Annotated in this window: 28 protein-coding genes; 4 read left to right on the top strand and 24 right to left on the bottom strand. The window is 60.4% G+C overall.

The annotated features are described in order from the left end of the window. Window positions 1–122 precede the first annotated feature (122 nt). From ACYVI2_RS29070 to ACYVI2_RS29000, 15 genes are all read right to left on the bottom strand, one after another. Window positions 123–2,765: a GDSL-type esterase/lipase family protein gene (locus ACYVI2_RS29070; protein ID WP_415819004.1), complete on the bottom strand. Its 2,643-nt coding sequence runs from the start codon at window positions 2,763–2,765 to the stop codon at window positions 123–125. Window positions 2,766–3,065: 300 nt separating this feature from the next. After that, on the bottom strand, window positions 3,066–5,621 hold the full coding sequence (locus tag ACYVI2_RS29065; RefSeq protein ID WP_415819003.1) for a hypothetical protein: 2,556 nt from the start codon (window positions 5,619–5,621) through the stop codon (window positions 3,066–3,068). Further along, window positions 5,621–8,086 (bottom strand): lytic transglycosylase domain-containing protein, encoded by a 2,466-nt coding sequence (locus ACYVI2_RS29060; RefSeq protein ID WP_415819002.1) that lies wholly within the window; start codon window positions 8,084–8,086, stop codon window positions 5,621–5,623. The genes ACYVI2_RS29065 and ACYVI2_RS29060 overlap by 1 nt, the downstream gene beginning before the upstream one ends. Then, the gene (locus ACYVI2_RS29055; protein WP_415819001.1) at window positions 8,083–10,227 is read right to left on the bottom strand and encodes a hypothetical protein; all 2,145 of its coding nucleotides are present in this window, start codon (window positions 10,225–10,227) and stop codon (window positions 8,083–8,085) included. Before ACYVI2_RS29055 ends, ACYVI2_RS29060 begins: the two co-directional genes overlap by 4 nt. A 2-nt stretch (window positions 10,228–10,229) precedes the next feature. Beyond that, complete coding sequence (locus ACYVI2_RS29050) at window positions 10,230–10,835, bottom strand: virion core protein, T7 gp14 family (RefSeq protein ID WP_415819000.1); 606 nt, start codon at window positions 10,833–10,835, stop codon at window positions 10,230–10,232. After that, a complete protein-coding gene (locus tag ACYVI2_RS29045; protein WP_415818999.1) occupies window positions 10,835–11,260 on the bottom strand; it encodes a GNAT family N-acetyltransferase in 426 nt (141 codons plus the stop codon). Before ACYVI2_RS29045 ends, ACYVI2_RS29050 begins: the two co-directional genes overlap by 1 nt. After that, on the bottom strand, window positions 11,257–13,845 hold the full coding sequence (locus tag ACYVI2_RS29040) for a phage tail protein (protein WP_415818998.1): 2,589 nt from the start codon (window positions 13,843–13,845) through the stop codon (window positions 11,257–11,259). Before ACYVI2_RS29040 ends, ACYVI2_RS29045 begins: the two co-directional genes overlap by 4 nt. Then, on the bottom strand, window positions 13,845–14,432 hold the full coding sequence (locus tag ACYVI2_RS29035) for a phage connector family protein (RefSeq protein WP_415818997.1): 588 nt from the start codon (window positions 14,430–14,432) through the stop codon (window positions 13,845–13,847). The genes ACYVI2_RS29040 and ACYVI2_RS29035 overlap by 1 nt, the downstream gene beginning before the upstream one ends. Before the next feature lie 12 nt (window positions 14,433–14,444). Next, a complete protein-coding gene (locus ACYVI2_RS29030) occupies window positions 14,445–14,660 on the bottom strand; it encodes a hypothetical protein (RefSeq protein ID WP_415818996.1) in 216 nt (71 codons plus the stop codon). 12 nt (window positions 14,661–14,672) lie between these two features. Further along, a complete protein-coding gene (locus ACYVI2_RS29025; RefSeq protein ID WP_415818995.1) occupies window positions 14,673–15,059 on the bottom strand; it encodes a Bbp16 family capsid cement protein in 387 nt (128 codons plus the stop codon). A gap of 59 nt (window positions 15,060–15,118) precedes the next feature. Beyond that, window positions 15,119–16,123: a major capsid protein gene (locus ACYVI2_RS29020; RefSeq protein WP_415818994.1), complete on the bottom strand. Its 1,005-nt coding sequence runs from the start codon at window positions 16,121–16,123 to the stop codon at window positions 15,119–15,121. Window positions 16,124–16,198: 75 nt separating this feature from the next. Then, a complete protein-coding gene (locus ACYVI2_RS29015) occupies window positions 16,199–16,954 on the bottom strand; it encodes a hypothetical protein (protein WP_415818993.1) in 756 nt (251 codons plus the stop codon). Then, window positions 16,938–17,240, bottom strand: coding sequence for a Bbp19 family protein (locus ACYVI2_RS29010; RefSeq protein WP_415818992.1), 303 nt, complete (start codon window positions 17,238–17,240; stop codon window positions 16,938–16,940). Before ACYVI2_RS29010 ends, ACYVI2_RS29015 begins: the two co-directional genes overlap by 17 nt. Then, window positions 17,237–18,886, bottom strand: coding sequence for a portal protein (locus ACYVI2_RS29005; RefSeq protein ID WP_460490388.1), 1,650 nt, complete (start codon window positions 18,884–18,886; stop codon window positions 17,237–17,239). Before ACYVI2_RS29005 ends, ACYVI2_RS29010 begins: the two co-directional genes overlap by 4 nt. Next, a complete protein-coding gene (locus ACYVI2_RS29000; protein WP_415818990.1) occupies window positions 18,886–19,092 on the bottom strand; it encodes a hypothetical protein in 207 nt (68 codons plus the stop codon). The genes ACYVI2_RS29005 and ACYVI2_RS29000 overlap by 1 nt, the downstream gene beginning before the upstream one ends. A gap of 95 nt (window positions 19,093–19,187) precedes the next feature. Here ACYVI2_RS29000 and ACYVI2_RS28995 point away from each other — a divergent pair, with 95 nt between their 5' ends. Then, window positions 19,188–19,682, top strand: coding sequence for a hypothetical protein (locus tag ACYVI2_RS28995; protein WP_415818989.1), 495 nt, complete (start codon window positions 19,188–19,190; stop codon window positions 19,680–19,682). Here the strand turns inward: ACYVI2_RS28995 and ACYVI2_RS28990 are convergent. The 7 genes from ACYVI2_RS28990 to ACYVI2_RS28960 are packed head-to-tail and all read right to left on the bottom strand — an operon-like array spanning window position 19,649 to window position 23,955. Continuing rightward, window positions 19,649–21,073 (bottom strand): TerL, encoded by a 1,425-nt coding sequence (locus tag ACYVI2_RS28990; protein WP_415818988.1) that lies wholly within the window; start codon window positions 21,071–21,073, stop codon window positions 19,649–19,651. The genes ACYVI2_RS28995 and ACYVI2_RS28990 overlap by 34 nt on opposite strands. Further along, the gene (locus ACYVI2_RS28985; RefSeq protein ID WP_415818987.1) at window positions 21,073–21,561 is read right to left on the bottom strand and encodes a terminase small subunit; all 489 of its coding nucleotides are present in this window, start codon (window positions 21,559–21,561) and stop codon (window positions 21,073–21,075) included. Before ACYVI2_RS28985 ends, ACYVI2_RS28990 begins: the two co-directional genes overlap by 1 nt. After that, a complete protein-coding gene (locus tag ACYVI2_RS28980) occupies window positions 21,558–21,977 on the bottom strand; it encodes a hypothetical protein (RefSeq protein ID WP_415818986.1) in 420 nt (139 codons plus the stop codon). Before ACYVI2_RS28980 ends, ACYVI2_RS28985 begins: the two co-directional genes overlap by 4 nt. Then, window positions 21,974–22,423, bottom strand: a complete 450-nt coding sequence (locus ACYVI2_RS28975; protein ID WP_415818985.1) for a RusA family crossover junction endodeoxyribonuclease — start codon at window positions 22,421–22,423, stop codon at window positions 21,974–21,976. Before ACYVI2_RS28975 ends, ACYVI2_RS28980 begins: the two co-directional genes overlap by 4 nt. A gap of 1 nt (window position 22,424) precedes the next feature. Further along, window positions 22,425–22,649 carry a hypothetical protein gene (locus ACYVI2_RS28970; protein ID WP_415818984.1) on the bottom strand — a complete coding sequence of 75 codons (225 nt, stop codon included), beginning with the start codon at window positions 22,647–22,649 and terminating at the stop codon, window positions 22,425–22,427. Next, entirely contained in the window at window positions 22,646–23,650 is a 1,005-nt protein-coding gene (locus ACYVI2_RS28965) for a hypothetical protein (RefSeq protein ID WP_415818983.1), read from the bottom strand. The genes ACYVI2_RS28970 and ACYVI2_RS28965 overlap by 4 nt, the downstream gene beginning before the upstream one ends. Continuing rightward, window positions 23,647–23,955, bottom strand: coding sequence for a CII family transcriptional regulator (locus ACYVI2_RS28960; protein ID WP_415818982.1), 309 nt, complete (start codon window positions 23,953–23,955; stop codon window positions 23,647–23,649). The genes ACYVI2_RS28965 and ACYVI2_RS28960 overlap by 4 nt, the downstream gene beginning before the upstream one ends. A gap of 116 nt (window positions 23,956–24,071) precedes the next feature. On the opposite strand from ACYVI2_RS28960, the gene ACYVI2_RS28955 reads away from it, so the two are divergent. Continuing rightward, entirely contained in the window at window positions 24,072–24,263 is a 192-nt protein-coding gene (locus ACYVI2_RS28955) for a hypothetical protein (RefSeq protein WP_415818981.1), read from the top strand. 245 nt (window positions 24,264–24,508) lie between these two features. Here the strand turns inward: ACYVI2_RS28955 and ACYVI2_RS28950 are convergent, their stop codons facing one another. Beyond that, window positions 24,509–24,706 carry a hypothetical protein gene (locus ACYVI2_RS28950; protein ID WP_415818980.1) on the bottom strand — a complete coding sequence of 66 codons (198 nt, stop codon included), beginning with the start codon at window positions 24,704–24,706 and terminating at the stop codon, window positions 24,509–24,511. On the opposite strand from ACYVI2_RS28950, the gene ACYVI2_RS28945 reads away from it, so the two are divergent. After that, window positions 24,705–24,950, top strand: coding sequence for a hypothetical protein (locus ACYVI2_RS28945; RefSeq protein ID WP_415818979.1), 246 nt, complete (start codon window positions 24,705–24,707; stop codon window positions 24,948–24,950). The two genes, ACYVI2_RS28950 and ACYVI2_RS28945, sit on opposite strands and share 2 nt — an antisense overlap. A 23-nt stretch (window positions 24,951–24,973) precedes the next feature. Here ACYVI2_RS28945 and ACYVI2_RS28940 read toward each other — a convergent pair whose 3' ends face one another. Beyond that, window positions 24,974–25,246, bottom strand: a complete 273-nt coding sequence (locus ACYVI2_RS28940; RefSeq protein WP_415818978.1) for a transcriptional regulator — start codon at window positions 25,244–25,246, stop codon at window positions 24,974–24,976. Here ACYVI2_RS28940 and ACYVI2_RS28935 point away from each other — a divergent pair. After that, a partial coding sequence (locus ACYVI2_RS28935) for a helix-turn-helix transcriptional regulator (protein ID WP_460490387.1) occupies window positions 25,245–25,569 on the top strand: 325 nt, incomplete at its 3' end. The genes ACYVI2_RS28940 and ACYVI2_RS28935 overlap by 2 nt on opposite strands.

The raw sequence follows: 25,569 nt of genomic DNA, 5'->3' as shown, positions 1-25,569 counted from the left end.
CCGAAGTAGTTAAATACCTGCAAGTCGGGCACCGGTAGGATCATGCCCAAACCAGCGCCAGAGAAGTCCGCGTTTTCTGCGAGACGAATTGAAGTGGCCATAGTGTTACCTCACTAAGTGAATTAAAAGCTCGTAATGCACACGCGATACAAAACGTCGGTGATGACTTGACCGCCGGTGGGACCATTGGGGTGAACCGGGTCCTCCAACAAAGGAAATATGCCGTCTGGGCCATAGTCCAGCGTGACGCCGAAGAACGGCTGAAGATCGATGAAAGGCACGTTGTTATCGGCGCAGAATTTCCGAATGGCCTTGGTGTAGCCAGCCATCGGGTACGGTGCGCGATCAGGATCGACGTTTTCCTCTGGCATCACAATGAAGATGTCCGCGGCAGGCTTGGCGGCACGCACTCGGTTGTAGATCGTCGTCATGCTGGCAAGAAACTGCTCTGCCGACTGCGCTTGGCCTTGGTCATTGGTGCCGAGCAAGATGCCGATCGAGTCCAACGGGAGGTTGGCTAGCGACGCTACGAAAGTGCTCTCTGGCGTGTTCGCCCATTGCCGTGCGCTGGTGCCGTTTGCGCCGAGCTTTGACACAGCAATCCCGGGCGTTGTGGAGTATGCATAGCAGCCAAACGCCGTGAGCGTGCCGCTTGCCACCCGCGCCCGTACCCATGCCTTGCCTGTCGGTGGTGCTCCCAGGTCAATGACCGCAGGGCCACCAGATGCCGCCAACTCTAGCGGAGTCCAGACACCCGAATCGTTCCACTGGTATTCCAGCGTGCAGGCCTGGATCGCGTTGTAGTGCAACTCCAGGCGGCTCATGTTGATCGGGTCTCCCCCGACCATAGCCACCGCATTGTCTGGATAGTAGGCAACCACAAACTCAGCGCCGACCGCTGTCGATGTCACCGAGCTGATATCAGGGCCCCCACCGCCCGCGAAGTCGCACGTCCAACGGCCATCAGTACTCAGGTTACTGACGCCATAAGCGGCTTGCGTGCCGTAAGTTCCCTCGGCAGTCGTCCCGCCCGTTGCTCCAATTCGGGCATTCCCGTGGCTGTTCACACCGAGAAAGCCAAAGCCGATCCACGCGCCTCCGGCATCGCCCAGCAAGCGCATCATGCGGTTGGTAAACCGCATCACATACCGGCCCGCGCCATCGGTGAACGAATCACCGAGAAACCCGACGCGCAGCTGCGTGTTGTTCGATCCTTCCTTGTATTGAATCCGAGCCACGCGCATCCGGGTCTGGCGCATGCGAGCTAAATTAAATGTCGGCGTGTCTGGAGCCGTGTCAGGCGTAGGCGAGTTCCCATTAGAAATCCATTGGCCATCGTCACGCAGACCCGCACCGATAAAGCCCATTGGATCAATGACGACCTCCGCCCAGCCTTCGAGGTTTGCCGCCAAATAGGACACAACGGACAGACCGCTCGGCCCGAGAATGGAAGTGGTGCCGTCGATCTGTGCAAGTGATCCTGCACCACTATAGATGCCATCGCCCGATACCAAGAATCCGATATAGCCCATAGCATCCACGACGCAAAAGAAATCAACCGGTGAAGACACAGCGAGAAGACCGCCAGCTTGAGCGCCATCTGTCGTTATGCCGCCGCCAATAAATCCCATCAGATCGACTACCACCTCTGCCCAATCCCGGTCGTAGACATGCGGGACATAGGCAACAAGCGGCGTACCGTCGATATCCTGAATCTCGTATTTGCCGGACGTGCGCACTAGCGATCCACCGCCAGTACGTAGGGCATTGCCGGTAAGACTCAATCCAATGTTGCCGGACGGATCGATGATCTCCACAGCGTCGCCGTTGCCAGTCCAAACCATGGATTCCAGACGCTCGATACGAGCGATTGCGTCGAGCACGGTATCCAGACTTGGATAACTGCCTAGGTACTGGGCTATGCCCGCGTTGTTGCGGTACAGGTCGTACAGAGCTGGAGGGTAGAGGGACGGCGCGACAGTAAAGTAATCACCGTCTGTCGTACCAGCCATGCCCTCGGCAATCGTTGGGAACGGGTTTGAGATAGCAGCGGCCGACGCCGCCGCAGCTTCAGCGCGGTCGGCATCAGCTTCCGCACTGTCGGCCGCCGTCTCGGCGCGATCAACTGCTGTTTCCAGATCGCCAAATTCGTTGGCGATTCGTACTACCTCGTCGCGCGCTTCGTCAGCCTCGGTTGCCGACTGTGCAGCTGCTGCAGCGCTCGCGGCCGCATCTGCTGCTTGGTCCTCGTAATCGTCTTTGCCGACAGTGACATTGCCGTTGTCATCAAAGATGAGTGCCTTGCGGGCACGTACCGACACAGGGGGCACGAGGCTGGAGCGGCGCGGATACTCGACGGGTAAGTGCAGCACTCGCCCCATAGAGCCCGGCAACGTTCCCAACCAGTTCTCGAACTGCTGAGAGATCATCGTCAGCTTGTCGAGGGCACGCTCATGCGCACGCTCTGGAAAAGGGTCGTTGCGCTGGTACGCGGTTTCCTGCGTGACATCTACTAGGCGTTCGCCGCGAAGCTTCAAGCCAGCTGGGTAAACCGTGGACGTGATAACAGCCCCGCCGGCAGGGTCCCCGGCACCGGTCACGTCATAAGCTGACCCAAGCACCAAATCCGTGGATGTCTCTGTCGCAGGGTCATAGAGCGTCACATAAAGATCGCTCTTTGCCAGAAAGTAAAAGGGGGCAGGAAACGATGTGGTTACACCGTCCGTGTCATATTCGAAGGAAGAAACGTCAGTGGAGACAGTCATGGCGAGCAATCCGGGGAGATTGCCCGCCACTTTCCTCGCGCGCGCGCGCAGACTTCTGCGAAACTTGCGTGAAAGGCGCTATGATCGGCTGGCACACAACACAGGAGACACTCGTCATGTCAGCCCAAAACAGCCTGCGAAACGCCCTGAGCAGCATCGACGATGCGAAAACTAAATTGCGTCGACTCCGTAGTAGCGACGACCCAGATGTGGCAAAAAACGTCCGCCGAACTTTGAGCGAGTTAGAGGATGCAGAGGCGCAGATCCAACGGGCGCTCAATGAGCTTCGGCGCGGGTGACCTACTGACCTAGCGCTGCCCCTAGATCCGGCGCTCTTAGCCTGCGCCCGTCCGGCGATGCGAAGTACTGCTGCTTGAACTCGCGGCGCGCCCGTTGCTCCATGCGGCGCAGGTAGCCTGGCGACGCGAGTTCCTGCAGCTGGTTGAAGATCAGCCGATCGGTGGCCGCTTTCGTGTACCAGAGGTTGGCGAATGGGATCTTGCCTTTCAACAGTCGCACCGCAGCAGCGCCGGATGCATCCTTGCCGTCGGCGGATCTCTGGATGTTCCCCATGGTGGCTTGCATCAGCGTCTCAACGTCGCCTGCTATTGGGCCGCCAAAAACTCCCATCAACGTGCCGCCAAACTTTGTGTAGTCGGAAAACAGGAAGTCCCCATAGATCCCTAGGGCTCCACCCTTCATAAAGGCATTGCCGATGAATCGAGGGTCTGTCATGTCCATAGGGTCTCGGCCACTGGCCAGCTCGCTGAGCTGCAGTGCAAAGCCGCCCATTACGGTGGTCAGACCTACCAGGCCTGCAACGTAGGCGGCTTTTCCAGTTCCCGTGGCCTGTCCCATGGCTCTAGCACCATGGCGCATCATCATGGAAATAGGAAAGCTCTTGAACTGTAATGCCGAGCGGTAGATCTCGGTGGGAAGACTACCTCGGTCTTTACCAAACCGGCCGTAAATGGCTGCACGCTCACGAGCTCCGGGCTCGATCACTGCCATGCTGGTTTCGGCCTCCACCACGGCCATCAGCTTGGTCGCTGCACGCTCCCGGAGTGACGCCGGCGTGGTGCTGTTCCGAGCTGCCAGGGATGCCAGGGCTTCATCCGGAAGACGGTAAACGCTCTCGGCGGTGAGAACGGTATCGCCCAGGCCTCGCCAGTCCTCGGGCTGGGCCAGGCGCCAGACGTCAAACTCGGCTTCGCCAATGCCATAGGACTGCAATCGACGCGCCAGGCGGGCATCATCGCCCTTGGTGCCAGCGGCAATTTCCTCCAGCCGGCCGGAGAGCCGCGATAGAGTGCCCAGTCTGTCCATCATGACCGTACCGAATGCCTGCTGGCCAGCTCCGGTCAGGGCATTCATGCCAGACAGTTTCATGACGCCAGCGGCGGCCCCCTGGGCGTACCGAGCGATTCGACCGGATACCTGCGCGTCTTGCGCGAGGCCATCCACACCCCAGCGGTTCACGGCGCCGATGAATTGCTGAACGCCCAAGCCAGCGCGCAGTGCCTGCCGCCGATCGGCCGCAGAGGCCGGGTTTAGCGCGCGCAGCTCGTTCATGAAAAGCTGGGTAATGGGCAGACCGTTATAGACAGCGGTCAGGGCTTGTGTGCCAACGTCCGTTATTGCAGTGATTGCCGCCGAGCCAAGTCGCGCTGCAACGTTCAACGACCGGTAGGTATCGAACCCTTCAGCTACCCGGACGTTGCCAACGCTCTTGCGAGCTCCGGAGACCTCGTTGTACAGGGTTTCGAGCTTGGCGATTTCGGCATCGATGGCGTCAGCCTGGGCCGGGTTTGCCTCGGTCATTTGTTTCTTGGCCACGTCCGACCAGTACTGCATCATCAGGTTGGGGTCCGGGCCCAGTGATTCAACCAACGCCACATCGCGTGCCATGCGATCGACGTGGTTCAGTAGCGTCTGCAGCATAGGCGTGTCGCTGTACCGCTGCTGATACTCGAGATAGGACTCGGCGTCACGGAAATGGATTTGCCGCTCGGCACTCCCACGGTTCGCGCGCATGCCGATGCCGCTGGGGCGGCCCGGCTCGAGCTTGTTCGCTCCGTTCATGGCAATGCTGTCCCATGCCGCATTAAAGAACTCAGTGAGCTGGGCGTCGTCCATGAGCGTGCCATCGGGATTCACGTAGCGCTCTCGATCGGCAAAGCTCAGTGCGTCCTGCGTCCATCGTTCTTTGCCTGCCAGAGCGACTAGGCGCTGGCTGTGGGACTGCGGCATACCCCAGTCTTCCAATCGGCCAATGTCGCCGCCGGCACGATTGAATCGCTGCCGCAGGCGCTCGGCCACATCCTGGAACGAACGGGCAGCAGCCTTGGCCTCGGCACTCCCCGAATCCTGGCCACGCAACTCGCGCACCAGGTTTACAACGCCTTCCTGGTTGGTGAACAGGCCGAGCACCTTGCCGCGCGTCACGTCGAACACATCAAGCATTTGGCCGATGGACTCGTTGCGGATTGCTGCGGCAGTACTTTCGATGGAGATGGTGCCGCTGCGTCCGTCGCTGTAGAAGGCGAGGGCGCGGCGTAATGCGTCGACCGGGGTATGAGCGGATCCATTGAGATAATTCCGCATCGCGTCATGTCTCAGGGCCGTCAGCGCTACGCGACGACGCTTGAGTGCTGCATCCGCTGCAACATCCCGAGCAGCTCGCTCAGCTGCTGCCATAAAACGATCGCCTTGCGACATGCCCAACCATCCTTGGCGATCCTCGGCCGCCACGCGCCGCATGGCCTGTGCGATCCGGTTCTCAATGTTCTGAGCCTCGGTCTGGGTGATAGACCGGCCCAAGGCCTGGGAAACTGCTTCGATACATTCAGCGCGCATTACGTGCCCCTGGTCATGGCGCAGACCACTGCGGCGTTGAACGCCTCGGGCCGGCCGTATTGAAGTTCTGCATCTGCCTCGGTCAATGCCTGGCGCAGTGAAATGTTTGCCTCGGTGCCGTCCGCACCTATTACCGGCACGACGATATCGCCTTGTTCGTCCAGCAGGGCGATCCCGGCTTGAGTTTCCGGATCATCCATGACCTGCGCAGGAGAGGGCTGCTCACCTCCGTCTTGAGCGGGACGCTCGCCATTGGGGCGCCCGTCTTGGGCCATGGCCTGCCGTGGCTCACGAGGCATAGGTGTCCTTGGTTGCACTCCCGCTCGAGCAGTCGTCGGACTGGCGTCTGATGGCCGACCAGCGTCTATAGCGGTAGGAGCGGGCCGATCCAAACCCATATCCGCCAGGGCGCTGCGGACTGCTTTCACTGACTGGCGCTCTGTGGCCGCAGGCTCTGCGATCGCGGCGCGATTGATGCGCAAGTTATCCAGCTCGCTGTCAATGCTGGCCAGCCTTTGTGCTGCGCGATCGGCGTCAGCATTTCCTCGAATGACGCCCTCGAGGCGTGCAATTCTGGTGTCGAGCTCGGCAGCTTGGCTGTCTCGCTCTCGCCGTGCGATTGATACCGCCTGTTTGTAGCTGGTCTGTGGCGTGCTGGTTTGAATCTCCTTTGCGGCAGCTCGAAGCGTGGAATCATCGTCCAGTGGGGCGCGCTGGGCCTGCAAGTCGAGCAGGTCGGCACGCACAGTGCTGATCTGACCCAGATCGGCCGCGTTGCCAGCAGTGGCTAGCAGATCTGCGCGTTCGGTTTCCAGTGTTTGGATCTCGGACTCAATAGCTGCCGCCGCTCGAGTTTGCTCGACCGGGACGGTCGGGAAGTCGTCGGCCTGTCGGGCGGCTATTGGCAGATCTGCAGCCCGGTCTCTTCCGAGCCACTCACGGACGCGGGCTAGGTATTGGCGTGTCTCTGCAGCTCGAGGTTGGCGGCCGGCCAACACCTCCCGGGCCTGCCTCGGACCGCCGTTGTAGTCCGCGATCATCGCGTCCACGTTGCCGCCGTATTGGCGCATCGTGTCGCGCAGGTAGCGGCCAGCGGCGTCGATCATTTGCACCGGATCTGTCGCGTCTGAGACGCCATACTTGCGCAGGTTCTCTGGCATGAACTGCATCACGCCTCGAGCGCCGACGGGACTGGTCTGATTGCTGTTGCTGCGCTCGCCAGCGTTTTTCAGTGCATTGATGAGGCCTGGCGGTAGACCGTACTGTTGCTCAACTTGTGCGGCATATTCGTTCAGCTCCGGTGCGTCGTAGCGCAGGGCGGCACGCTGCGGCGCAGGTAGTTCGGCAAGACGGTTGCTGGGGCTGTAGCGCATCGAGACCGGCAACTCGTTGCCGTATTCTGTGCGGGCAGCATCGATGGCGGACTGATCGCGTCTGCCCATCACATATTGACCATCAACCACACCTGTTCGCGAGACATCGACGGGGCGGCCGGCCATCAGGTTCTGGATTGCTCCATCCAGGGCACGGTTATGAGCGCTGGCCGTTTCGGGATCTGCTGGCACACCTGGCGCCGTGTCGATTGCCGCGTGTTTTGCGTCACGTGCGGCGAGCGCGGCATCTGCAGCGGTTTGGGCCCGCATAGGTAATCCTGCTCGAGCGCCGAACGCGCCGAACACGCCACCCAACACGCCTTCGGCCGTCACGGCTGCGGCGTCCAGCGGCGCGTATTGCTTGGCCATTGCGGTGTAGCCGCCGGACTCAAGCAGGTCATGAGTCGAACCGCGTTGGGCAACGCCCATGGCGACGTTGGCACCAATGCCATAGGCCGTATTGGCGGCGTAGTACGCGCCCCGGCTCAGGCCTGCGCCAGTCGCAGCAAAGGGCGCAGCCAGGCTCTGGTAGCCGATCGCGCCAGGCAGCAGCACACCGCCGCCGGTCGTAACGGCATCGACGAACGCCGCGTTCATAGCTGTGCTTGCATCTACGCCCTTGCGCTGCATTTCCTGGAACGTCGCGCGCCCGGTGGCCGTGCCAGTCGTTACTGCCCCAGCAAGCAGGGTGGAGCCTGCCGCTCCGCCTGTGGCAGCGGTCGCCGCTGCACCGATGCCTACCTGAGTCATGACTCGTGACACGTCGAACATGATTTGCCCGACCGTGCCGGTCGTGAGCGGATCCGGTTGATACTGTTGGGACCAGGTATCGGCTTGCTCTCGGACCGCAGAGAACGGGTTCCAAGGCGTGACGCCCGTCACACCCTCAATGGCGTTCAATACGGGTTGATACGCACGCTCGGCGGCACCGGCCACCAATCCCTCTACCTGGGCGGTACCAGTAACAATGCCTTGAGAAATCGCCGATAGAGATCCGGAGAGTGCCCCCGGATCCGCCTGGCCAAGAATCTCCGCCGGCGTCTTGGCCGCTGCGTTGATTTCACGCAGACGGCGAGGATCTACCGTCATCATGGCGTAGCTCCCGGGATCTGGTCGCTCAAGCGTTGGCCAAATTCATCGCGGCCTGCGTCGGCATCCGGCGTCATCTGAATGATCACCGGCTCGCCGGTGGCGGGATCTCGAATAGGAAGCCCGCCCAGAGTCACCGCATACGCGCCGGCGCCGACACCAATCAGTCCTGTGTTGGACATACTGCGGCCGAGTTGCTCTTGCATGCCGCGCGACGAGATCTCGCGGAACACCGCCTTGTTTGCTCGAGCGAGAAAGTTTTCCTCGTTCATGCCCCAGGGGGCAAGCACCTGGCCATTCCCATGGAAATCGACCGGTTGGCCAAGCACCGCGGTGACAGCCTGATTCAGGCGCTCATCATTCACGTCGGGAGACAGGTCGCCTTCTTGAGCTGCCCTACCCACGTAATACGCTTTCACCGCATAGGCATCCTGCAGGAATGCTTGGCCGCCGCTATCGCCGGCAGTTGCGCCCCGATAGAGGTTGTCAACCTTATCCGCGATCGCCTGCGTGAACTCGGCGTCTTTAGGCAGCGGGTAGCTGAGCGTCCCGGACTTTCCGCCTGCGCGCAGGATTTCGTCTCCCGCGATCGCGGTCGCGGCTGCATCGCCCGCAGACTGCACCACATCTGACGAAAGCCAATTATTCGTCAGCTTGGCCTCTTCATAGCTGCCGGCCAGGCGGCCCAAGCGGGCCATGAATGGATCAATCCCCTCCACCTGGTTGACTATGCCCTGGTACGTATCCGGAGATCCGGCCGCCCAATACAACTGGCCGAGCAGTTGCCGCTTTTCCCGAGCACCGGCGCTCTTGAATGTCGTCGACAACTGCTCTGCCTCTGGGGCTAGAAGAGGGCGCATCTGCACGGCGCCAGGCGGATTTGCAGCTTGCAGGCCGCGGATAACGTCAGAGCGATCGCGCAAGGTCTGGCCGATCGTCGCAGGGCCATTGGGCGCGGCCAACTGGCTTACGTCCAGAGGTGTAATTGGCGAGCCCGCGCGGTTCTCAACCCATGAGAGCGGACTTTCCTGCAGCATCTTGGTGTTGGCTTCGAACGCACGGGACAGGCGATCGAGGTTTGCGATATCCGTGGTGCTGGCTCCGCCCCGCTGCTGGGCAAGGCGCTTTTCCTGGATGTAGGCGGCCTGCTCAGGGATGGGCAGGCGCAATACCTGTTGCACCTCTTCCTGCCCGCGCATCATCTCGCGGTACTGCGGCTCAAAGTCCGTACCTGCAACCATGCCTGCCCAGCGCAGCATGTCATCAGTGCGCGCCGGGACGCCGGTGGCGATCTGTTTATCCACCTCGCCAATTGCACGCTGGGCGCGTGCCGTGGCGCGGTCCTGTTCAACACGAGCTCGATTGTCCAAACGATCGGTCTGGGTCTGCGCTCGAGTGCGTAGTTGCTGGATCTTGTCGGAGTCCAGGCGAGCAATCCAATCGAACCCGGTTGACACCTCGCCGCGGGAGGCCGCGTCGAAAGCTTGAGCTGCTGCGTGCGGATCTCGATCAATGAGTGCCGCGCCGGCGGCGTACGCCAGGGTCGATTCAGATTCCCCGAGCAGCTTGGCCTTGACGCCATCGGGCAGGCTGGACGAATTCAAGGCCGCTACGCGTGCAGCGCGGCGTTCCTGGTACAAGGCAGGATCCAGGGCGATCGCGGCTGCATCAGACTCCATGCCCGTTTGATACTGCGACGTGATGTACGCCCGCTGACTGCCTGACTCAAATTCGACAGCCTTTAGGCCAAGATACGTGCGCTGCCGCGTCAGCTGCTCACGATAGAACGGACGTGCGCTCTCGGGCGCATTCTCGATCGCCTGAGAGGTGTAGTCGTCGAACTCCTTTAATAGGTTGGGGGTAAAGTCAGGCGCACCAGGTGCAGCGCTGTCCTGCAGCTCGTTTAGCCGCTGCATCCACTTGATGGAGTCGTCACTGGCCGCTTTCGATACCCAGGCGGTGGATTGCTCGCGCTGCAGGCGATCGGCAGCGGATGCGATCTGCCCCAGGCCTGCACCCAAACGCGAGACGGCGTCGCCGGTCGTATTCGCGCTTGCCACCATCGGTGCGCGCGCGGCCGGCATGCCCACTGGTACACCTTGGCGCTGCTGCGCCACTTGAATCGGAACTCGAGCTGTGGCCATGCTTACCTCCAGTATTGCGCAACGTTGCCGACGCGAAGGCCTAGCCCGCTGCCAGAGCGAAGACCTGTACCACCGATGGCGCTAGCGGATCCTGCTTGCTGGGCCAATCCATAGCCTGTTGCCGCCGTCAGCAGTGAGGTCGCAGCACCAAGCGTCCCAGATCGACGTGCATCGCGTGCAGAGCCGCGCAACGTCCTGGCGGTATATCGGTTCATCGCGGCCTCTTGCTCGTAAGCGCTGCCCTGCAGCAGCGTCTGGTACCGAGTCGTCAGCGCGTCCATTTCCAGGTTCTCGACGGACTGCTGCTGGAGCATGAGCGCCGATCCGCTGCTCGGATCCAGCCCAGATTCGGCGACAGAGGCGCGGATATCTGACTGCTGCTGTGAAGCGCTGCGCCGCTGCGTCAGCTCGTTCTGCAGGCCGGCGTCATAAGCCTGACGGGCCTGAACGTCTGCGATCTCCGCATTGCGCTCGGCAGCTGCTGCCTGTTGTCGGTACCCGCTGGCGGCAGATTCGCCTTGCATATACGAACCAACGGCGCTAACGCCGCCGGACACAGCAGCAATTGTTCCTGCATTGGCAACCAGGAATGCTGAGATAGGATCCATTACTTCACCTTCGCATAAAGAAAACAATCCCGGCCATCCGGGGTTACGGCGCGCATCAGGCCTTCGCGCTCGAATCCCAGGCGCTCCGCCCAGGTGATGGCCGCTTCGTGACGTGCGTCCACCGTCATTTCGATGCGCCGCCATGGGGCGCTGGCCAGCACGTGACGGGTTACCCGGTGGATGAGTTTGAATTGCTGTAGTGCCCGTTGGGAAAACATGGCCCAGGCCATACCGCGTTGAGCGTGGGCTTGGACAATGCCGGCGCAGGCAATGACGTCGTCCCCATCCAGGGCGGCCCAGCCGACTCCCTCAGATTCAACAAGTTGGCGTGCATGCCCGATATCGATCATGGGCAGCGCGAAAGCTTGAGCCTCTTGCAGCTGGACGGCGAGAACGTGCTCGGTCTGCAATCGAACAATCTTCATCGGTCATCGCTCGTGCCGACCACCGGCATTAAGGCCACCAGCGTTACCGGCAAGGGCTGATCGTTCGTGTACCAGACCTGCGTATTACGCGAATAGCCGCCAGGCCATGGGATTGGGTCGCTATCGCCGGTATAGAGCGGCGGTGCTTTGCCCATGGGTTGAGACGGACGCCGAAAGTTCAGCGTGTTCATTTCGGTGCGCGACGGGCCCACTTGGCCGCCCAGGCTGCGCAACATCCGGACGATGAGGTTTGTGATGCGCTTGATCTTGCCCTGCGCCGTACCGCTGGCTGCGCCGGCCTCGATATTCATGGTGGCCATGGTGCAGGACGTCGGTAGGCCGACATGCACAATCTCAGCCTCGAACTGCAGCTGCACCTTGCCATCAGCCACCGTGCGGCGAGGATGTGCCGCGCCGTTGGTGAGGATATCGACTGCCTGACCTTCCAGGTGGGACAGGCCAGAAACCTCGGCGGTGGTCGGGCCGCGATACGTCAGGCCGCTGTCCACATAAAAAGCCTCGGCCTGGTCCTCATCGTCTTTGAGCGGAGCACGCAGCAGCTCGACATACCGAACGGTCTGGCCGTTGACCTCGCGCCGGATAATCATCCACACGTCATCGGCAGATCCGTCGGGCGCCGGCATCGTCTCCACAGATTCTACCCACCCGTTAACCATCGGGTGAGGGTGCCAGGCATACACGTCGCTACGGCCGGTTTCCTGATCGTAGGTGCAGCCAACAAGGCGACCATCGGCTCGTGCGGCCCAAATGATCGAATCCGGCTCTTGTTGATAGGCCATATCGATCACGCCACTCTGCAGGATACTGGATGCCAGCTTGGTGGTGTCGGACGATGCAAAGTTATTGGTGTCGTAGCTGTATTCGTAGTCCCGCAGCTTTCGGCCCGAGGATTGGATAAACAACACACGGCCACCGACCTCGACCGGCTGAATGGACCGAGAGCCGTAGGCAGTGCGCCGCTCGGCGCGAAGATTGGCAGGTCCTACTGCCTGGTTCGTCTGGATCGGTCCGACAATCCATTCATCGCCGTCGGTGCCGATGATGAGATTGTCCGACTCGACCAGCCATACTGCGCGGTTGATCTGGCGGGCATTAAGGCGAAATACGATGCTCGAGTCCGTTTCCTGCTCACCACCGGGCGACTTAGCGGAAAAGTTCTCGAAATCGCTCGTCACAGACATCGCGCCCACGCGGCCGCTCATCAGCACAAGGCGCTGACGCCAGAATGCTCCATGCTCCGGCCACCCGTTGGCATCAGAGAACAGGCTAAACGCCCATTTCCAGGACGGTGTGTGGCTCGTGTAGTTGACAGTAATGGTTCGTGTGGCCACGCCCTCGGAATCTGGGTCGTAAGCGTAGGTAGATCCTGGATAGCTGACGCCGATTCGAAAGCCACTCGAGGAACGATCGCTGACCACATAGGAGCCGTCACGGGTTTTATCTGTTCCCACGCTGTCCGTGTCAAAGAACGCGGTTCCCGTGATGACGACAGGATCGTCATTTGCAAACGGGTGCCCAGGTGCACTGACAAAAGTGTCGTTGAGATTGGTCCCAACAGGGCTTATTGAGCTGATAGGGTAGGGCGTGACGGTCGTGCTCGAGCCTCCGCCTGGTTGGAGTTCAGTAGGCAGGCGCTTGATGATGGTGCCAGTGACATGCCGGGCGTCCGTGTATCCCTGGATGCGGACAATGCCATAGCCCGCGTGCAAGAACTCCCACTCCACGCCAATGGATCCGCGCTGATCGTTCTCTACAGGCTGGCCGTCACCGTCCCACGCCTTGCCCTCGGTGTGAATCGGCGTCTGGTTGCCCGTCACCTGATGACCTTCGGAGTTGGTAGGCCCGACCTGCGTGCATTGGTACACGCGATTGTCAACGCGACGGCGATCGCCTACAGACACCTCTTGATATACGCCCCAGGGTTTGACGGCAGATAGGTCGGCGGTTTCCAGATAGAACAGCGTACCGACGTGCTCGGGCTTGAAGATATCAGCACTCGCCGTCAGCGTAACGGGGCCTGTCTCTGCGTTTGCTGTGACGGTGATGCTCTCGTCAGAGTTCACGTCATCGAAAGGGCCTTCGGTGAACTCTGCCACTGTCAACGAAAACGCGTTGGCCGCGTTGCGCAGCAGCTTTCTCGGCTGGAATTTTCCGTGAAAGATGTACATGGTGTCAGCGCTTTGAACGACGCGCAGGTTGCATGTTCCATCGTCATTGGTCAGGTCCCAGGCGGCGTAAGGAGTTTGGACCTCAACGGGTACGCCACCGTCGATCAGTTGACCGCGATTCGTATAGAAGCGGATATAGGTGTGGCCGAACTCCAGCATGTACGAGACCCGCTCAGACACTTGAAATCGCACGAGCCACGATCTATCCCATGCGACTTTGATCGGCGCAATGAATTGAGTGCCCCCGCGGCGCACGAGAGGGCCTTGCACGGACGGCAGGAAGTTCTCGAGCACCGCGCAGCCGTTGAAGTACTTGGCCAAGTCTGTGCGACCGGCGAGCATGGGGCTAAGCACACCGCCATCGAACGTATTCTGGATCGGGGTATCTTTAGGCATCAGTTGCGACTCTCTAGCCAGGAATCGTCGGAAATGGCCTGAGCAGGGCGCTCGATCGCATTCATGCGCCGTGCATCCTTCAATGCCACCTCATACTCCTGCGCGGCGGTCTGTTTCTTGGTGTTGGACTGGGTCAGTGTTTCGCACGCCTCAAACGCCAGCTTGCAGGCAAAGGCCTCGACAAACAGTGCATCGAACAGAGTGGGATCTTCGACGCGACGGACATAGCGGATACGCAGGGGCCCGGCCTGGTCAATCAGGATCCGGCCCGCCTCGATCGAATACCATCCATCCAACTGCGGTTTGGGATGGCAGCGGCGGCCGTTGACCTCGATGAGACGCAGAAAGTCTGACGGCAGTTGGAATTGATGCGTAAAGCCAAACTGCGGCGCTTGGCTCAAAGCAGGCAACTGCGCGCGCGCTTTGGAGAAGTGCCACAAGTTCTTGCGCAGCTCGGCATCTCGCACGATATCGAACATGGACGACAGTGTGTTCGACGCCTGCGAATCGTCGTCCAAAGAAATGATGCGCCCTGCACCAAGTTTGGTGAGGGCGCGGTTGGCGATGTCTACTTGGGAGACGGCCATGGGATCAATCCATTACTGCGGCTTGGCGCCGGCGCCGCTTCCCGACTTCGTAGCGTTCGTCTGGCGAGAGCCAGCGCCACGACCGTTTCCCGCGTCAGCCTCGGCTGTGCTACCGCTCGAGGCGGGAACAAACCATTTCGCTTTGCTGCCGTCTTTCACTTCGAACACTTTCCCAGGCTCTTTCAGGTCGCCACCATAGAAACCCTGCTTAATCGCTCGGACTTTCATCTGATGTGCTCCTTAAACCTGGGCGGGGTACGGTTCCCAGGATTGCGGCTCCTGGTCCGTCAACCACGCCGAGAGCGTGCCGGCCGCGCTGTAATTCATGCGCAGATAGCGTTGGTTGGTGTAGGGGAACCCAATCACCAAGCGAGTGCCGATCGGTGCGTCCTGAGGAATGACGACACTTCCGATGGTGCTAGAGGTGCCAAAGCCTTCGGCAGCGGACGTTTGAATCGAGGCGGTGATCGCAGCCGCGGGAACGGCGTCAACCTGCACGACGACCCACATAGTGCGGCCTGGACCGATCTTGCGAACCGGTGCGCCGAGATCCACGACATTGGTCGAAGGGCCGGCGGCAGCGACCACCTGCTTGACGGAAAACTCCAAACGAGAATCGATGTACATAATTTGCTCCAGTTGGGGCCGAAGCCCCATACTCAGTTAATCAATGGGCCCAGACTCTGTTAAACGACTTGGGCTTCGGTGTTCAGGAGCGCATCCGTGCGACGGACAGGGATGTCGTCGAACATCATCACGCGCTTGCCTGCTACGGATTCCCAAGTCAGGTTGTTGGCGATCTTGTTGAGGATGCCCAAACGCAGCTTGGTGCGAACGGTACGGTTGACATACCAGGCAGCGCGACCCATGCCGAAGTTGGGGATGCGCTCGGACGCTTCGATCATCAGCTCGATCAGAGCGGCCGTGGCATCCTTGGCGGTGGCCGGATCGGAAAGAGCGGACACATCGATGTTGGCGATGCGTGCGCCATAGCGCCAATCGCGAACCGTCAGGCCGATGTCCCACTTGTAATGAGAGCGGTAGCCTTCCATACGCCCGCCGTTGCCATCGACGTTCTCGATGGTGACCTGGCCTTTGTCCTCTTGATTCAAACCAGCCTTGGAGCCTTTGGGATAAATGGCGTGGATGGTGTTCTCGCCCCACGTCACTAGCCAAATGCTGGTGTTGTCGCTGCCAGTGCCGCCGGCGTCGATGATGTTCTCTCCACTCTCGGCGGTTAGCGAGTTGTAGCGAGGAGCCAGGCCGGTGAACTTGGCAGCGTCGGTACCTTCATTGCCATAGATGACCGTGCGGGCCGCTTCCTGGTTCATGCCCTCGACGTGAGCGCGATCCTCGGAGAGACGGAACGCAGCGGTGTTGCCGTTCAGATCAGCCAGGGCCTTATCGACCTCGGCGTACGCTTCCAGCATGCCGCAGTTGTCGGTGACCTGCGCCGTGGTGCTGCGAGTCGGCTGGACACCGCCGTACAGCTTGCGCCAGGTCGGCAGAGGGATACCGGTACGCACTGTGGTACGGTGACCGGTGGGCAGGTTACCTTCGATGAACGTGGCATCCTCGAGAATGCCGTTCGTTTGGTTCAGCAACTCGACAATTCTGTCGATCTTGCCGTTGGGATCCAGGCGCTTGGCCACATCGGCCAACGTCGGGTTCTGGGTGGAGAGAGTAGCCATTTTAGCTCCTTAGAGTTGGCCGTTTAAGTTGCCTTTCGGCGGTTATGGGCCAAGGCCCTAAATCTGTGCGTCCTGCTATTTCTTTTGCGCCATGCTGGGGTAGAACAGGGTCGCGGCATCCGCCGGCTCGCCAGATCCACCAGCTGGGCTGTCTGTCGGCGTCAGGGTGCCTTCGCCCATGCTTTTGCCGATGCGCTGGAATAGGCGGAGCGTCTCTGCTGCTCCAATCGCACCTTCGATCTTTCCGATCAGCTGCTCTGCGTCTCCGCCTTCACCAGCGAACGTGCGTACAGCACGCTTGCCGAGCTCGACGTTGGCGTCGTACTGGCCGCCCCATTCCTTGCGAAGGGCGGCCACATCGGCCTCGCCTTGCTGCTGTCGAGCCAGATCTGCGGCCTGCGCCTGTGAGGCCTGGTATTCGTTCCACTTGGTGGCCAGGGCTTGAGCCTGCGCGATTGGCACACCGGCCTCGTGCATCCACTTAGCGGCCTCGGTGACGAATGCACCGTCCTGGCCATCCGGCACAGGCAGTTTGTAGGCGTCGGCGGACTCGGGAACCGTGGTTTTGCCTTCTAGATCCTGCAGGGCTTTGACCGCCTCACCGGCGTCTTTGAATCCCTTGCCTTCGATGAACGCCTTCAATCCGGCGTCTTCGATACTGGCGTGCCAGGCCGGCGGTGCCGTTTTAGCCTGAGCCTCAGCAGCTGCGGCCTCGGCAGCAACAGCCGCAGGATCCGCGACCGCGCCGCCATCACCAGCGGGTGGAGTATCGGCCGCAGCCTCTTCGCGAAGCAACCGGGCAAACAGGAAACGTTTATTCAGGGCGTGCATTTTCTCGCTCCATCAATTGATAGATGTCTTGTTCACTGAGATTGAGGTAGTAGGCGAGGCGGTTAAACACCTCGCGACGGCCCTCCGCCTGTAAGGAGGCGTGGGTGTCTACGGTGCGCGTGATGGGCGAGACGATCGTGATGGACTCGCGGACGCGGCAGAACTTGGCCAGGTCGGCCATGACACGTTCACCGGCGGTCGTGAGTTCGCCTTTGTCGTCGAGGAAGGCGCGGCGGTATGCGCTACGGCGCCCGAACATCATGCGGAATTTGAAAGGGATGCTCATATGCGTGCGTTGGAGGCGTTGAGGGCGGCTGACGAAAGGTCCTTGGCTGCACCGGCGGCGACAGGAGCGGCCTCGAGCAGCTGGGCGGCCTGCTGTTGTTGTGCAGCAGCTGCGTCTTGCTCGGCCAGGTCATCGTCAGTACGTAGACATTCGGATGGCACGCTGAATACGTCGGCCAGGCGGCGTAGGATCTTCACGCCGTCGAACACTCGCGCTGCACTCGGATCAGCCTGCACAAAAGGCGCAGACGCTTCAGCCAGGCGCAACAGGCTGGTGCCTTCTTCTGCACGCATGGCCTGGTTGAGCGGGCTGTTGTACTCGACCTCGACGACGCCACCCGCTTCTTCCAGTTCCGGCGGCATGGGCGGCAGTGCGCCTGCCTGGTTAAGGATGTCGAGCTCGCGGCTGATCTGTGCGCCGAGCTGCTCGGACTGCACGCGGCCCATGGTCGGGCCGAGCAGAATTCCTTTCTCCTGGGCGCGCTGCAGCACTTCGGTGGCGGTCATCTGGTGGTTGTCCACCAGGATCTGGAATAGCGTCACGTAAAACGCCAGGTTGATGGACTCGCGCTTCTGGCTGGCGTAATCACTGCCCAGCGGGACGTTCTTGCCCAGATTGAGCGGCTGCACCAAAGGCGTGCCCTGTTCGTTCAGATAGCCAAAGTTCAGGGCGCCAGAACGCAGGTCAAAGGCCTCAAGGGCACCGTCATCGGCCAGAACCAACGGGGGATCAACGGCCTTTTCAGCGCCCTTGATGTTGGTCTTTTCCATGCGATTGAGCATGCGCGTGTCCGGCAGGGCCTCCATTGCAGGGGAGTACCCGTAGGCCGAGTCGTCGGCCGCATAGAAGCGCCCGATCGCAGCCGGGAACACCCGAAAGCCGCCGTGCTCGACGATCTGGGACTCAGCAGTCAACGGGATCCAGACCGACTGGATCGGCAGGTTGCGGGCATCGACCTTGCCGTATTCACGATCGCGGCGCGGCCGGATCGCATGCAGGAAATCGAACTTGCGCTCGAGGTCGTTGTGGTCGAGCGCGTTGCGGATGAACAAAGGCAGGGACTTTGCTCCCCATTTCTGAGCAGCTTGGCGCGCCGTCAGCGTCCAGACGATATGCGCCTTGTCGACCACGCCGAATGCATCCTCGGCGAACCACAGGCGGTTCATACGCAGGTTTCGGTACCGGATGCCTTGGCCAAGAACGTCATCGATCATGATGCCACCAGCACCGAATGCACCATAGCCAACATAGCTCTCACCAGACTGGGAGGCGAAATTGGCGCGCCAGCGGTACCGGTGGGAAAACAGGATGTCGGTGACCGTCTCCAGGTACTTCTTAATGGCCGGGTTGTCCCGCAGGTCAGGATCGGAGACGGTCAAGCCGTGCCATTTCTGCGTGCGCGGCGTGATCATGGAGTCCATCGCCGCCGCAAAGTGCCGCAGGGCCAGCATCGGCGTAGAGTCGAAAATGTCCTGCGTGCGTTTGTCGCCAGGGTTACTGTCGCTGGTCTGCCCGAATTTGCGATAGCGTGGCAGCACCGTTTCAATCACTTGGTCCCACTGGGACTCAAACGACTGGCGCGCCTGCTTCATGGCCTCATGGTCGGCCAGGATCTCGCGGATCAGATCAACGTCCTGGTTTTCCATCAGGAGCCCAATAACGTCTTGGTGGCCACTGAGCCCGGGCGGGCGGTGGTATCGGACGTCAGAATGGTGCTGGCCGTGCCGCGGCGACGGCGTACACGATCGGCCTCGGCCTGACCAGCGGCGGCGGCATCAGTGGTTGCCGGCGGAGCGGCTGGTGCGGGAGGGTCGGGCAGCTTGGGTTTGCTGCCACCGAGAAAGCTGGACATGGCGGGCCTTGTCGAAACAATGTGCCGCCAGTGTGGTTACGCGCGCGCGCAGTAGTCTGCGAAAATCTGGGTGTTCAATGGCCGGGAGAGCCGATATGAGTCTAGAGTACCAATTCGAATTGATGCGTGCCGGGCAGGAAATGCGCGAGAAGTTTGCCTATTTCCTACTTGCCGCGGTGGGTGCCGGTGTTGGATTTGGTGTCACTCAAACGCGCGAAGCACTCCTCACAGTTCGGCTGATCCCCGCCTTTGTGGCGCTTGCGTTATGGGGAGTCAGTTTCTATTGCGGCTGCCGTTACCTACACAAGAGTTCGGTAATGAAATTGACCAACGCCAAGATGATAGGCATTTACAGTGGTACAGACCCACATTGCGGCCGAGATCCTGAACGGCAGCGCATTGCAGCCGGTGTCTTACAAGACGACTTTGACAAGAACAACTCGGTTGCTGCGAGCCTATATCGTTGGCAATTGCATATGTTCCTCGCTGGCTGCGGTAGTTTCATTATCTGGCATAGCTGGGAGATCGCTTTCAGGTCAGGTATTGACCTGAGTATTCAATCCATAATGGCGCGTTTGGGCCTGTTATAGCCAGCCGGGCGCTTGATGCTCACCAACGGCTTATGTTCCCCGCCACCGACCAGCAGATACTGTGCAGCTTCGGCTACGTGGGAAAACATGTTTTTGAGCGGAGCATCGGCAAAGCGCTCACCGGACACGGCTAGACGCCGATAGCAGTAGCCGCCGGCCAAGGCTTTGCGCAGGGTCTTGCAGTCGCTGTGTACGATCAGCCCGGGTTCGCCATCGATGATTCGACTGAGAGCGCTGTCCACGGCGCCACAACGCAGCACGGGATCATTGGTAGGTGCAGGCTTCGCCGGCAGATTTGCCGCCTTGAGGATGCGGAATGGGGTGTTCTCGTCGGCCTGCGACCGGTTGTCCCCCGATGGGTCGCCCCAGAAGCCCCCAATCTTGAATCCCTGGTATTGCTGAGCCAGGTGCAGATGGATCTCGTGGGCGAACTTTTCGGCCCCCATATCAGTGGCTACGAGTTCAGTTCGAATGCGCCATCCTCCCATGGCTCGACGCTGACCAAACACGGCCGCCGGCGTTAATCCAAAGTCCATGCCGATCATGAGAGGCAGGCGCGGATCCAGCTCGAAGTCACGGCAGTGCATCGAGTCCTGGTAGTCAGGGTGAATGGCTTTGCCATCGACCACGAAACCGTACTGATTGCCCAGGTTGACCTTGATCCAGTCCTCTTTCTTGCCCTGCATCCCGCGTTCGTAATAGCCCGGCGGCAGGTTCTTCAGGTTCTCGGCATCAGGGTTTACCTGCCACTTGTCGCCGATCTTGATAACGCCACCGGGCTGACGCAGGAACGTCCAGCCCTCGGGCCTGTCCTCTTCGGCTAGCTTGTAGTACCAGTGATCGCTATCGGGCGCGTTGGTGTCGCCAAAGAGACCAAACCAGGTCGGGCGCACATCTTTGGGAAATCGACCTACCCGCAGGTCCAGCATGTCAACGATGGCCTTGACCAGTTCCTTAACTTCGTTGAGCCAGGCGAATGTCAGCTGCAGACCACGCAGCTTGCGCTCGTGTTCCGGCCGGTCCAAGGCGATGAATACCAGCTCAGCCTCGACACTCGTGCCATCGTCCAGATCGAACGACAGGTAATGCGTAGGAGGCTCCAGGCCGCCTGCGACCCAGCGGCCCAGATCTCCGAACATTTCCAGCCAGTCTTTGGTCGTGGTGCTCATCAGGTCCGGATAGGTGTTCCGGATTGCCGCGCCTCGAGTGCGCCGAACGCCGTATTCGTCTGGCTCCTGCTGACACATAATGTCCATGGCGCGCCAGCAGCTGGCGTTTGTTTTGCCGCTGCCGAGCGGGCCCATGATCATCGTACGGGGCGCACGGCTGGCGATGTATTCGGCCAGCACCACCCCCTGCGCGGCGTAGTCGTAGTGGATTTCGGGCTGCATCAGGAGTTGTCCTCGCTCTTGCGGCCTGTCAGGTCTCGCCGTGTCACTCTCGGGCGCTGGATCGTCAGCTTGTCGTTAAGCATGCCAAGGTGCCGCATGGCCAGCGTGGCGGCTCCCAATTTGTCAGCCAGCTTCAGCGTGAAGTTGCCCGATTTGTCCCATGACCAGCCAACGACACAGCGCCGTAGGCGTTCCGGTAGCTTATGAACGTCTTCGGGGCTTTGGATCTTGTACTGCCCGATCTCGCCGGCGTCGTAGAGCGTCATGGCGGACAATTCCTGCAGCACGTTGTCTTGCGTGATGCGCGTACGCTCAGACCTCTCGGCCATGGCTGACTGGATCGCAGCTTGGACCTCAACATCCCTCAACAGCCGTTCGGCCTGCGAATGTGCGGTTCTCTTGCTGTACCCAGCGCGTATGGCGGCCTGCGTGGCGTTCAGGTCCTTCAAGTACTCCTCGGCAAATCGCCACTTCTTCGGGGTCATCATTCTTCAAATCCAGGAAGCAATAGGCTTTCGCCCATGTTCTTGTTCCGTCTAGGCCGCTTATGCAAAAGTTGCAGCAGATCGGGCACCGTCATGCCGTAGGCTTGCGCCACGGCGGGCAGGTGTTCGGTGGGCATAAATGCAGTCTGGGCGCTGTGGGCCCGCCTTTCGGCGACGCGGCGCAGCTCGGCGGGTTTGCGTGGTGCCGAGGGGCGCTCGCGCCCTGTCTTTGCCTCCCATAGATCCAGTAAGAGCTCGCCGCGCCAATGGGTTGGTGTGGCGCCCGCCAGGTACTGCCGAATCATCGATTCGCTCGCAGCCGGTCCGAGCGCCTCACAGATCTCGCGATGCGCCATCCCTGCACGCTTGAGGTCGAACACAATCTCCGACCAGTCGAGATCCATCACTGCACGGGTCATGCGCCTCCAGAACTGGTCAGCAGGTCCTGGGCCTGCACGGTCGAGATCCGTACGACTACGCCGGGCACAAGGGCATAGCGCTTGCGTACGACCATGTCCACGACCTGGGTGTCATCCACCCACACGACGCCGTTCATGGCGTCGAAAATGGCCTTGATCACGTTGTCCGCATCCGGCTTCTTGGTGGGCAGCTCGGTACCGGCCAGCGCTGCAGCTTGCTTGCGCTTGGACCAGGACGCCGGAATCGGCAGCTTGATCGTCAGCATGGCCATAACGGGCCCCTCGATCGGCGCGCGGCCGGCCATTGCCTTGTACCCGGCCAGCGAAACAGTGCTCTCGTACGTCGCGGTCTTTTCCGGCGTGTACAGGCGGATGTGCTTGCCACGCATTGCGGCGCGCGGCCGGCCTTTGCCTTGGGGTACACCCGGTATCACGAACTCGATCACATCAACCCTCTTCGCGCTGCGCTTGCAGCCACAAAACTCGTTTTTCGATCACCGCGGGCAAGGCCTCGGCAAAGTCGGTACAACGCCGCTGGAACGTTGCGCTTTCAAATCGGCCCGGGTGAGTGTCGGCCTCGAGGAGACAGACGCCGAAGCCTTGCTGGGCCATGCCGCCGTGCTTCTGCAGGGAGAACATGCGGCACTGGACGCATTGCACCGTCGTGGTCATATCCGCACCTGGTAGTCGGCCAGCAGACGCGCTCGGTCGGCATCGGTTATCCCTGCCGCCGTGTGCACCCGGGCCTTGAACGCTGGGAAGATCTCGCCGGGCTCCTGCACGATCCCGAGCTCCGCGCCCTTGGCTTCGATGCCCGAGGCAGTCAGTGCCCAGGTCAGCGGATCTGCAGGGGCAGGGCGCTTGCCGTTGACGGCGCTGTTGGCCGCCGGCGGGTGCAGCACCTTCGCGACGAAGATGTCCAGGAACCCGGGGCCAATCGGGCCGGAATCACCTGTGGCATCGCGGTCGAGCAGGGCGAGCGAGTAGGCCTCGGAGATCTGCAGGCCGGTTACGCCGGCTTCGATCCAGGCGGCAATGCGCGGGTCGCTGGCCTGCGTTCCTCGAGGCTGCTTGCCGCGATCCTTTTCCCGTCGTCGTAGCCAGACGGCCACGGCCAGGGCTTTTTCGTCGGGCGTCTTGTCGCCGTCAAGCGGCGGCGGCGTGGCCTGTGCCTCGCACGCGCGTGTGTGCGCGAGAGATGCCGCCGCCGCTATTTCTTTTTCTTTTTCTATTGAAGATGAAGATGAAGATGAAGGGGTTGGACTTTGCTTGATGGTTTGGTTGGATGTTTGGTTATCCTTTTGCTTAACCTTACTTCTAACCAAATTCGGATTTCCCCCTTTCTTTCCTGCTTCAGCGCGTACATTACGGATGTGTTCATCCCTAACCATGCGTCTTGAATAAATGGAGCCGTCGTCGGCCACGGAGGGCACACCAGCATCCTCCAGCTCCGCTAAAAGTTTCAGATATTCTTTTTCGGCGACACCGACCAGACGGGCTACTTGAGCCGGCCGCATAGGTTTGCCGTTGACCGACAAATGGCCATAAGGCTCGCATTCATGCATCAGACACATCATCTCGTGCCAGAGTCCGCGGGCGCTCAATGAGCAGCTCTGCAAGGCTGCGTCCTTACGCCAGTCAGCGGGATAAAACTGGAACGATGGCCGCTTCATAACTGCCGACTCTCAATCTTCGTTCGCAGGTACTCGTACGTGAACAGCTCCAGCGCCTCAATGCGGGCCTTGCTCACCACCATGGCGTCGAGCGGTGCGACCTGCAGCCCGAGCGCTGCCAGCAGCTGGCACACGGAATCCAAGTCCTGTACCGCCCGGCTTACCGTGCTCGCAGAAACGCCCATGCAATCCGCTGCACGGGCTTGAGTGACTGTTGCAAGACGCTGACCGATCTCGGCACGTATGCGTGCACCGGTCTTGCGTGTGCTTTCAACGTCCTCGGCTGAAACTTCAGGGATGGACATCACAACCACCTATCGATACTGGCGAGAACCCCTGCCTGCGGCTACGATCAGCAGTGCCCGGGTACAACGGGCGTGGCGACCAACCACAACCCACTTTCCCCACAGGAGGGGTTCTTATGAGAGACCACGATTTCAAGCGTGCGTTGTCTACTTTCATCGAGTTGTCCAAGTCCCAACCGGGACTGCTTGTCAATGCATCACACACTTCCAAGAACGGCGAACTCGTAGCCCAATTCGTCTGGGGGTTCATCGACGAGTTCAATCGGCAGTACCAGGAAAAGGTAAGGGGAGAGGCGATCAAGACGTAATCCCGTTTGTGGCCTGCCACGCTCGTACGCCGGCCTCGGCTGTCGTGCGGGCGTGCTCAGTGGCCTCTGTAGTTTCTAGACCTCTCACCAAAGCATTTGTCGCTGCTCTCAATGCGGCATCGACAATCGCTTGCTGGATTGCGTCGGGAATCTCGCCCCGTTTTATTGATTCGCTCATCGTTTTCTCCAGGCAGGTTCAAACATCGGTCGGTCCGATCGGGATCCGCTCGTCTTTGGGATCTGGGTCATTCATGAGGCGACTCCTGAGCGCTCGAATCCTTGAGGTTTCGAATTTCAACTTGTGCTACAACTTGTGTCGGATCGGAGTTGCCCCGGACGACGGTTGCCGCCGTGAGTTCGTACGGGATGCCGCCGATCTTGATCAGACTTCCCTCAGGAAGCGTCCATTCGCGCAGCGAAATATCAGGAGACTTAGTCATCATGGCCCTTTACTTTTTGAGTTACGACTTGAGGAAAGCTCGGAATTACCAGCCGCTGTACGACGCGCTCAAAGCCGTCAACGCAGTGCGCGTTCTGGAATCGTTGTGGGCGTTCAAGCTGGATGGAGTTACGTGCGCTCAATTGCGCGACCACTTCAAGCAGTTCATCGACAAGGACGATGGGCTTTGCGTCGATCAATCGGTAGATTGGGCGACATACAACGCGCTCGCCACCCCTCCACAGTAAGTACGCATAGAGAGGGAGGGGTATCAAGCCACCTCCCGCTGCTGGGCGAGTTCGGGAACCGCCTGCCGCAAAACCGACCAATCTACGTCGGGACGCAGCGCCTCGCAGGTGACAGCCTCTCCTCGAGCTTTTGTCTCTCGCTCGATGATCGGACAGTGCTCGGCCGGAATGCGGCGCCCCTGTTCTTTGTATTGAGTCACCGCGCCGCGGGTGACCCCGAGCAGGCGGGCCAATGCAGCAGCGGACCCAATAACGCGGGCCGCTCTGTCGAGAGGATGTTCAATAGGTGGCTTCATGCATGAAAGTATAGAAATTCTTGACTTTGAAAGTCAAGAAAAACTAGACCTGTGCCGTTTAGGTTTTCTCTACACTCCCCGCATGAACATAGGACATTGGGTCAAGCAATGCCGTAATGAGGCAGGGCTCACGCAGACCGAACTAGGCGAGAAGTTGAGCGTTTCCAAAGGAAATGTCTCGGCATGGGAGACCAATAAGCATGAGCCCAGCTACGTGCAGATGGTGGAAATAGCCAAAGCTGCCTTTTTTAAAGTCCCGCTGCCTGGAATTGAGATGCCTGGCTGGCCCTTTAAGGAAATTACGCCAGATCAGTTTGCTCTGC

It is taken from the genome of Bordetella tumbae (genome assembly GCF_054780995.1).
This window is presented reverse-complemented; position numbering and strand designations above follow the sequence as displayed.

Excerpts from the sequence above, each read along its gene's own strand:
- ACYVI2_RS29070 (WP_415819004.1), bottom strand. The coding sequence starts at position 2,765 with ATGACTGTCTCCACTGACGTTTCTTCCTTCGAATATGACACGGACGGT.
- ACYVI2_RS29065 (WP_415819003.1), bottom strand. The coding sequence starts at position 5,621 with ATGCGCGCTGAATGTATCGAAGCAGTTTCCCAGGCCTTGGGCCGGTCT.
- ACYVI2_RS29060 (WP_415819002.1), bottom strand. The coding sequence starts at position 8,086 with ATGATGACGGTAGATCCTCGCCGTCTGCGTGAAATCAACGCAGCGGCC.
- ACYVI2_RS29055 (WP_415819001.1), bottom strand. The coding sequence starts at position 10,227 with ATGGCCACAGCTCGAGTTCCGATTCAAGTGGCGCAGCAGCGCCAAGGT.
- ACYVI2_RS29050 (WP_415819000.1), bottom strand. The coding sequence starts at position 10,835 with ATGGATCCTATCTCAGCATTCCTGGTTGCCAATGCAGGAACAATTGCT.
- ACYVI2_RS29045 (WP_415818999.1), bottom strand. The coding sequence starts at position 11,260 with ATGAAGATTGTTCGATTGCAGACCGAGCACGTTCTCGCCGTCCAGCTG.
- ACYVI2_RS29040 (WP_415818998.1), bottom strand. The coding sequence starts at position 13,845 with ATGCCTAAAGATACCCCGATCCAGAATACGTTCGATGGCGGTGTGCTT.
- ACYVI2_RS29035 (WP_415818997.1), bottom strand. The coding sequence starts at position 14,432 with ATGGCCGTCTCCCAAGTAGACATCGCCAACCGCGCCCTCACCAAACTT.
- ACYVI2_RS29030 (WP_415818996.1), bottom strand. The coding sequence starts at position 14,660 with ATGAAAGTCCGAGCGATTAAGCAGGGTTTCTATGGTGGCGACCTGAAA.
- ACYVI2_RS29025 (WP_415818995.1), bottom strand. The coding sequence starts at position 15,059 with ATGTACATCGATTCTCGTTTGGAGTTTTCCGTCAAGCAGGTGGTCGCT.
- ACYVI2_RS29020 (WP_415818994.1), bottom strand. The coding sequence starts at position 16,123 with ATGGCTACTCTCTCCACCCAGAACCCGACGTTGGCCGATGTGGCCAAG.
- ACYVI2_RS29015 (WP_415818993.1), bottom strand. The coding sequence starts at position 16,954 with ATGCACGCCCTGAATAAACGTTTCCTGTTTGCCCGGTTGCTTCGCGAA.
- ACYVI2_RS29010 (WP_415818992.1), bottom strand. The coding sequence starts at position 17,240 with ATGAGCATCCCTTTCAAATTCCGCATGATGTTCGGGCGCCGTAGCGCA.
- ACYVI2_RS29005 (WP_460490388.1), bottom strand. The coding sequence starts at position 18,886 with ATGGAAAACCAGGACGTTGATCTGATCCGCGAGATCCTGGCCGACCAT.
- ACYVI2_RS29000 (WP_415818990.1), bottom strand. The coding sequence starts at position 19,092 with ATGTCCAGCTTTCTCGGTGGCAGCAAACCCAAGCTGCCCGACCCTCCC.
- ACYVI2_RS28995 (WP_415818989.1), top strand. The coding sequence starts at position 19,188 with ATGAGTCTAGAGTACCAATTCGAATTGATGCGTGCCGGGCAGGAAATG.
- ACYVI2_RS28990 (WP_415818988.1), bottom strand. The coding sequence starts at position 21,073 with ATGCAGCCCGAAATCCACTACGACTACGCCGCGCAGGGGGTGGTGCTG.
- ACYVI2_RS28985 (WP_415818987.1), bottom strand. The coding sequence starts at position 21,561 with ATGATGACCCCGAAGAAGTGGCGATTTGCCGAGGAGTACTTGAAGGAC.
- ACYVI2_RS28980 (WP_415818986.1), bottom strand. The coding sequence starts at position 21,977 with ATGACCCGTGCAGTGATGGATCTCGACTGGTCGGAGATTGTGTTCGAC.
- ACYVI2_RS28970 (WP_415818984.1), bottom strand. The coding sequence starts at position 22,649 with ATGACCACGACGGTGCAATGCGTCCAGTGCCGCATGTTCTCCCTGCAG.
- ACYVI2_RS28965 (WP_415818983.1), bottom strand. The coding sequence starts at position 23,650 with ATGAAGCGGCCATCGTTCCAGTTTTATCCCGCTGACTGGCGTAAGGAC.
- ACYVI2_RS28960 (WP_415818982.1), bottom strand. The coding sequence starts at position 23,955 with ATGTCCATCCCTGAAGTTTCAGCCGAGGACGTTGAAAGCACACGCAAG.
- ACYVI2_RS28955 (WP_415818981.1), top strand. The coding sequence starts at position 24,072 with ATGAGAGACCACGATTTCAAGCGTGCGTTGTCTACTTTCATCGAGTTG.
- ACYVI2_RS28945 (WP_415818979.1), top strand. The coding sequence starts at position 24,705 with ATGGCCCTTTACTTTTTGAGTTACGACTTGAGGAAAGCTCGGAATTAC.
- ACYVI2_RS28950 (WP_415818980.1), bottom strand. The coding sequence starts at position 24,706 with ATGATGACTAAGTCTCCTGATATTTCGCTGCGCGAATGGACGCTTCCT.
- ACYVI2_RS28940 (WP_415818978.1), bottom strand. The coding sequence starts at position 25,246 with ATGAAGCCACCTATTGAACATCCTCTCGACAGAGCGGCCCGCGTTATT.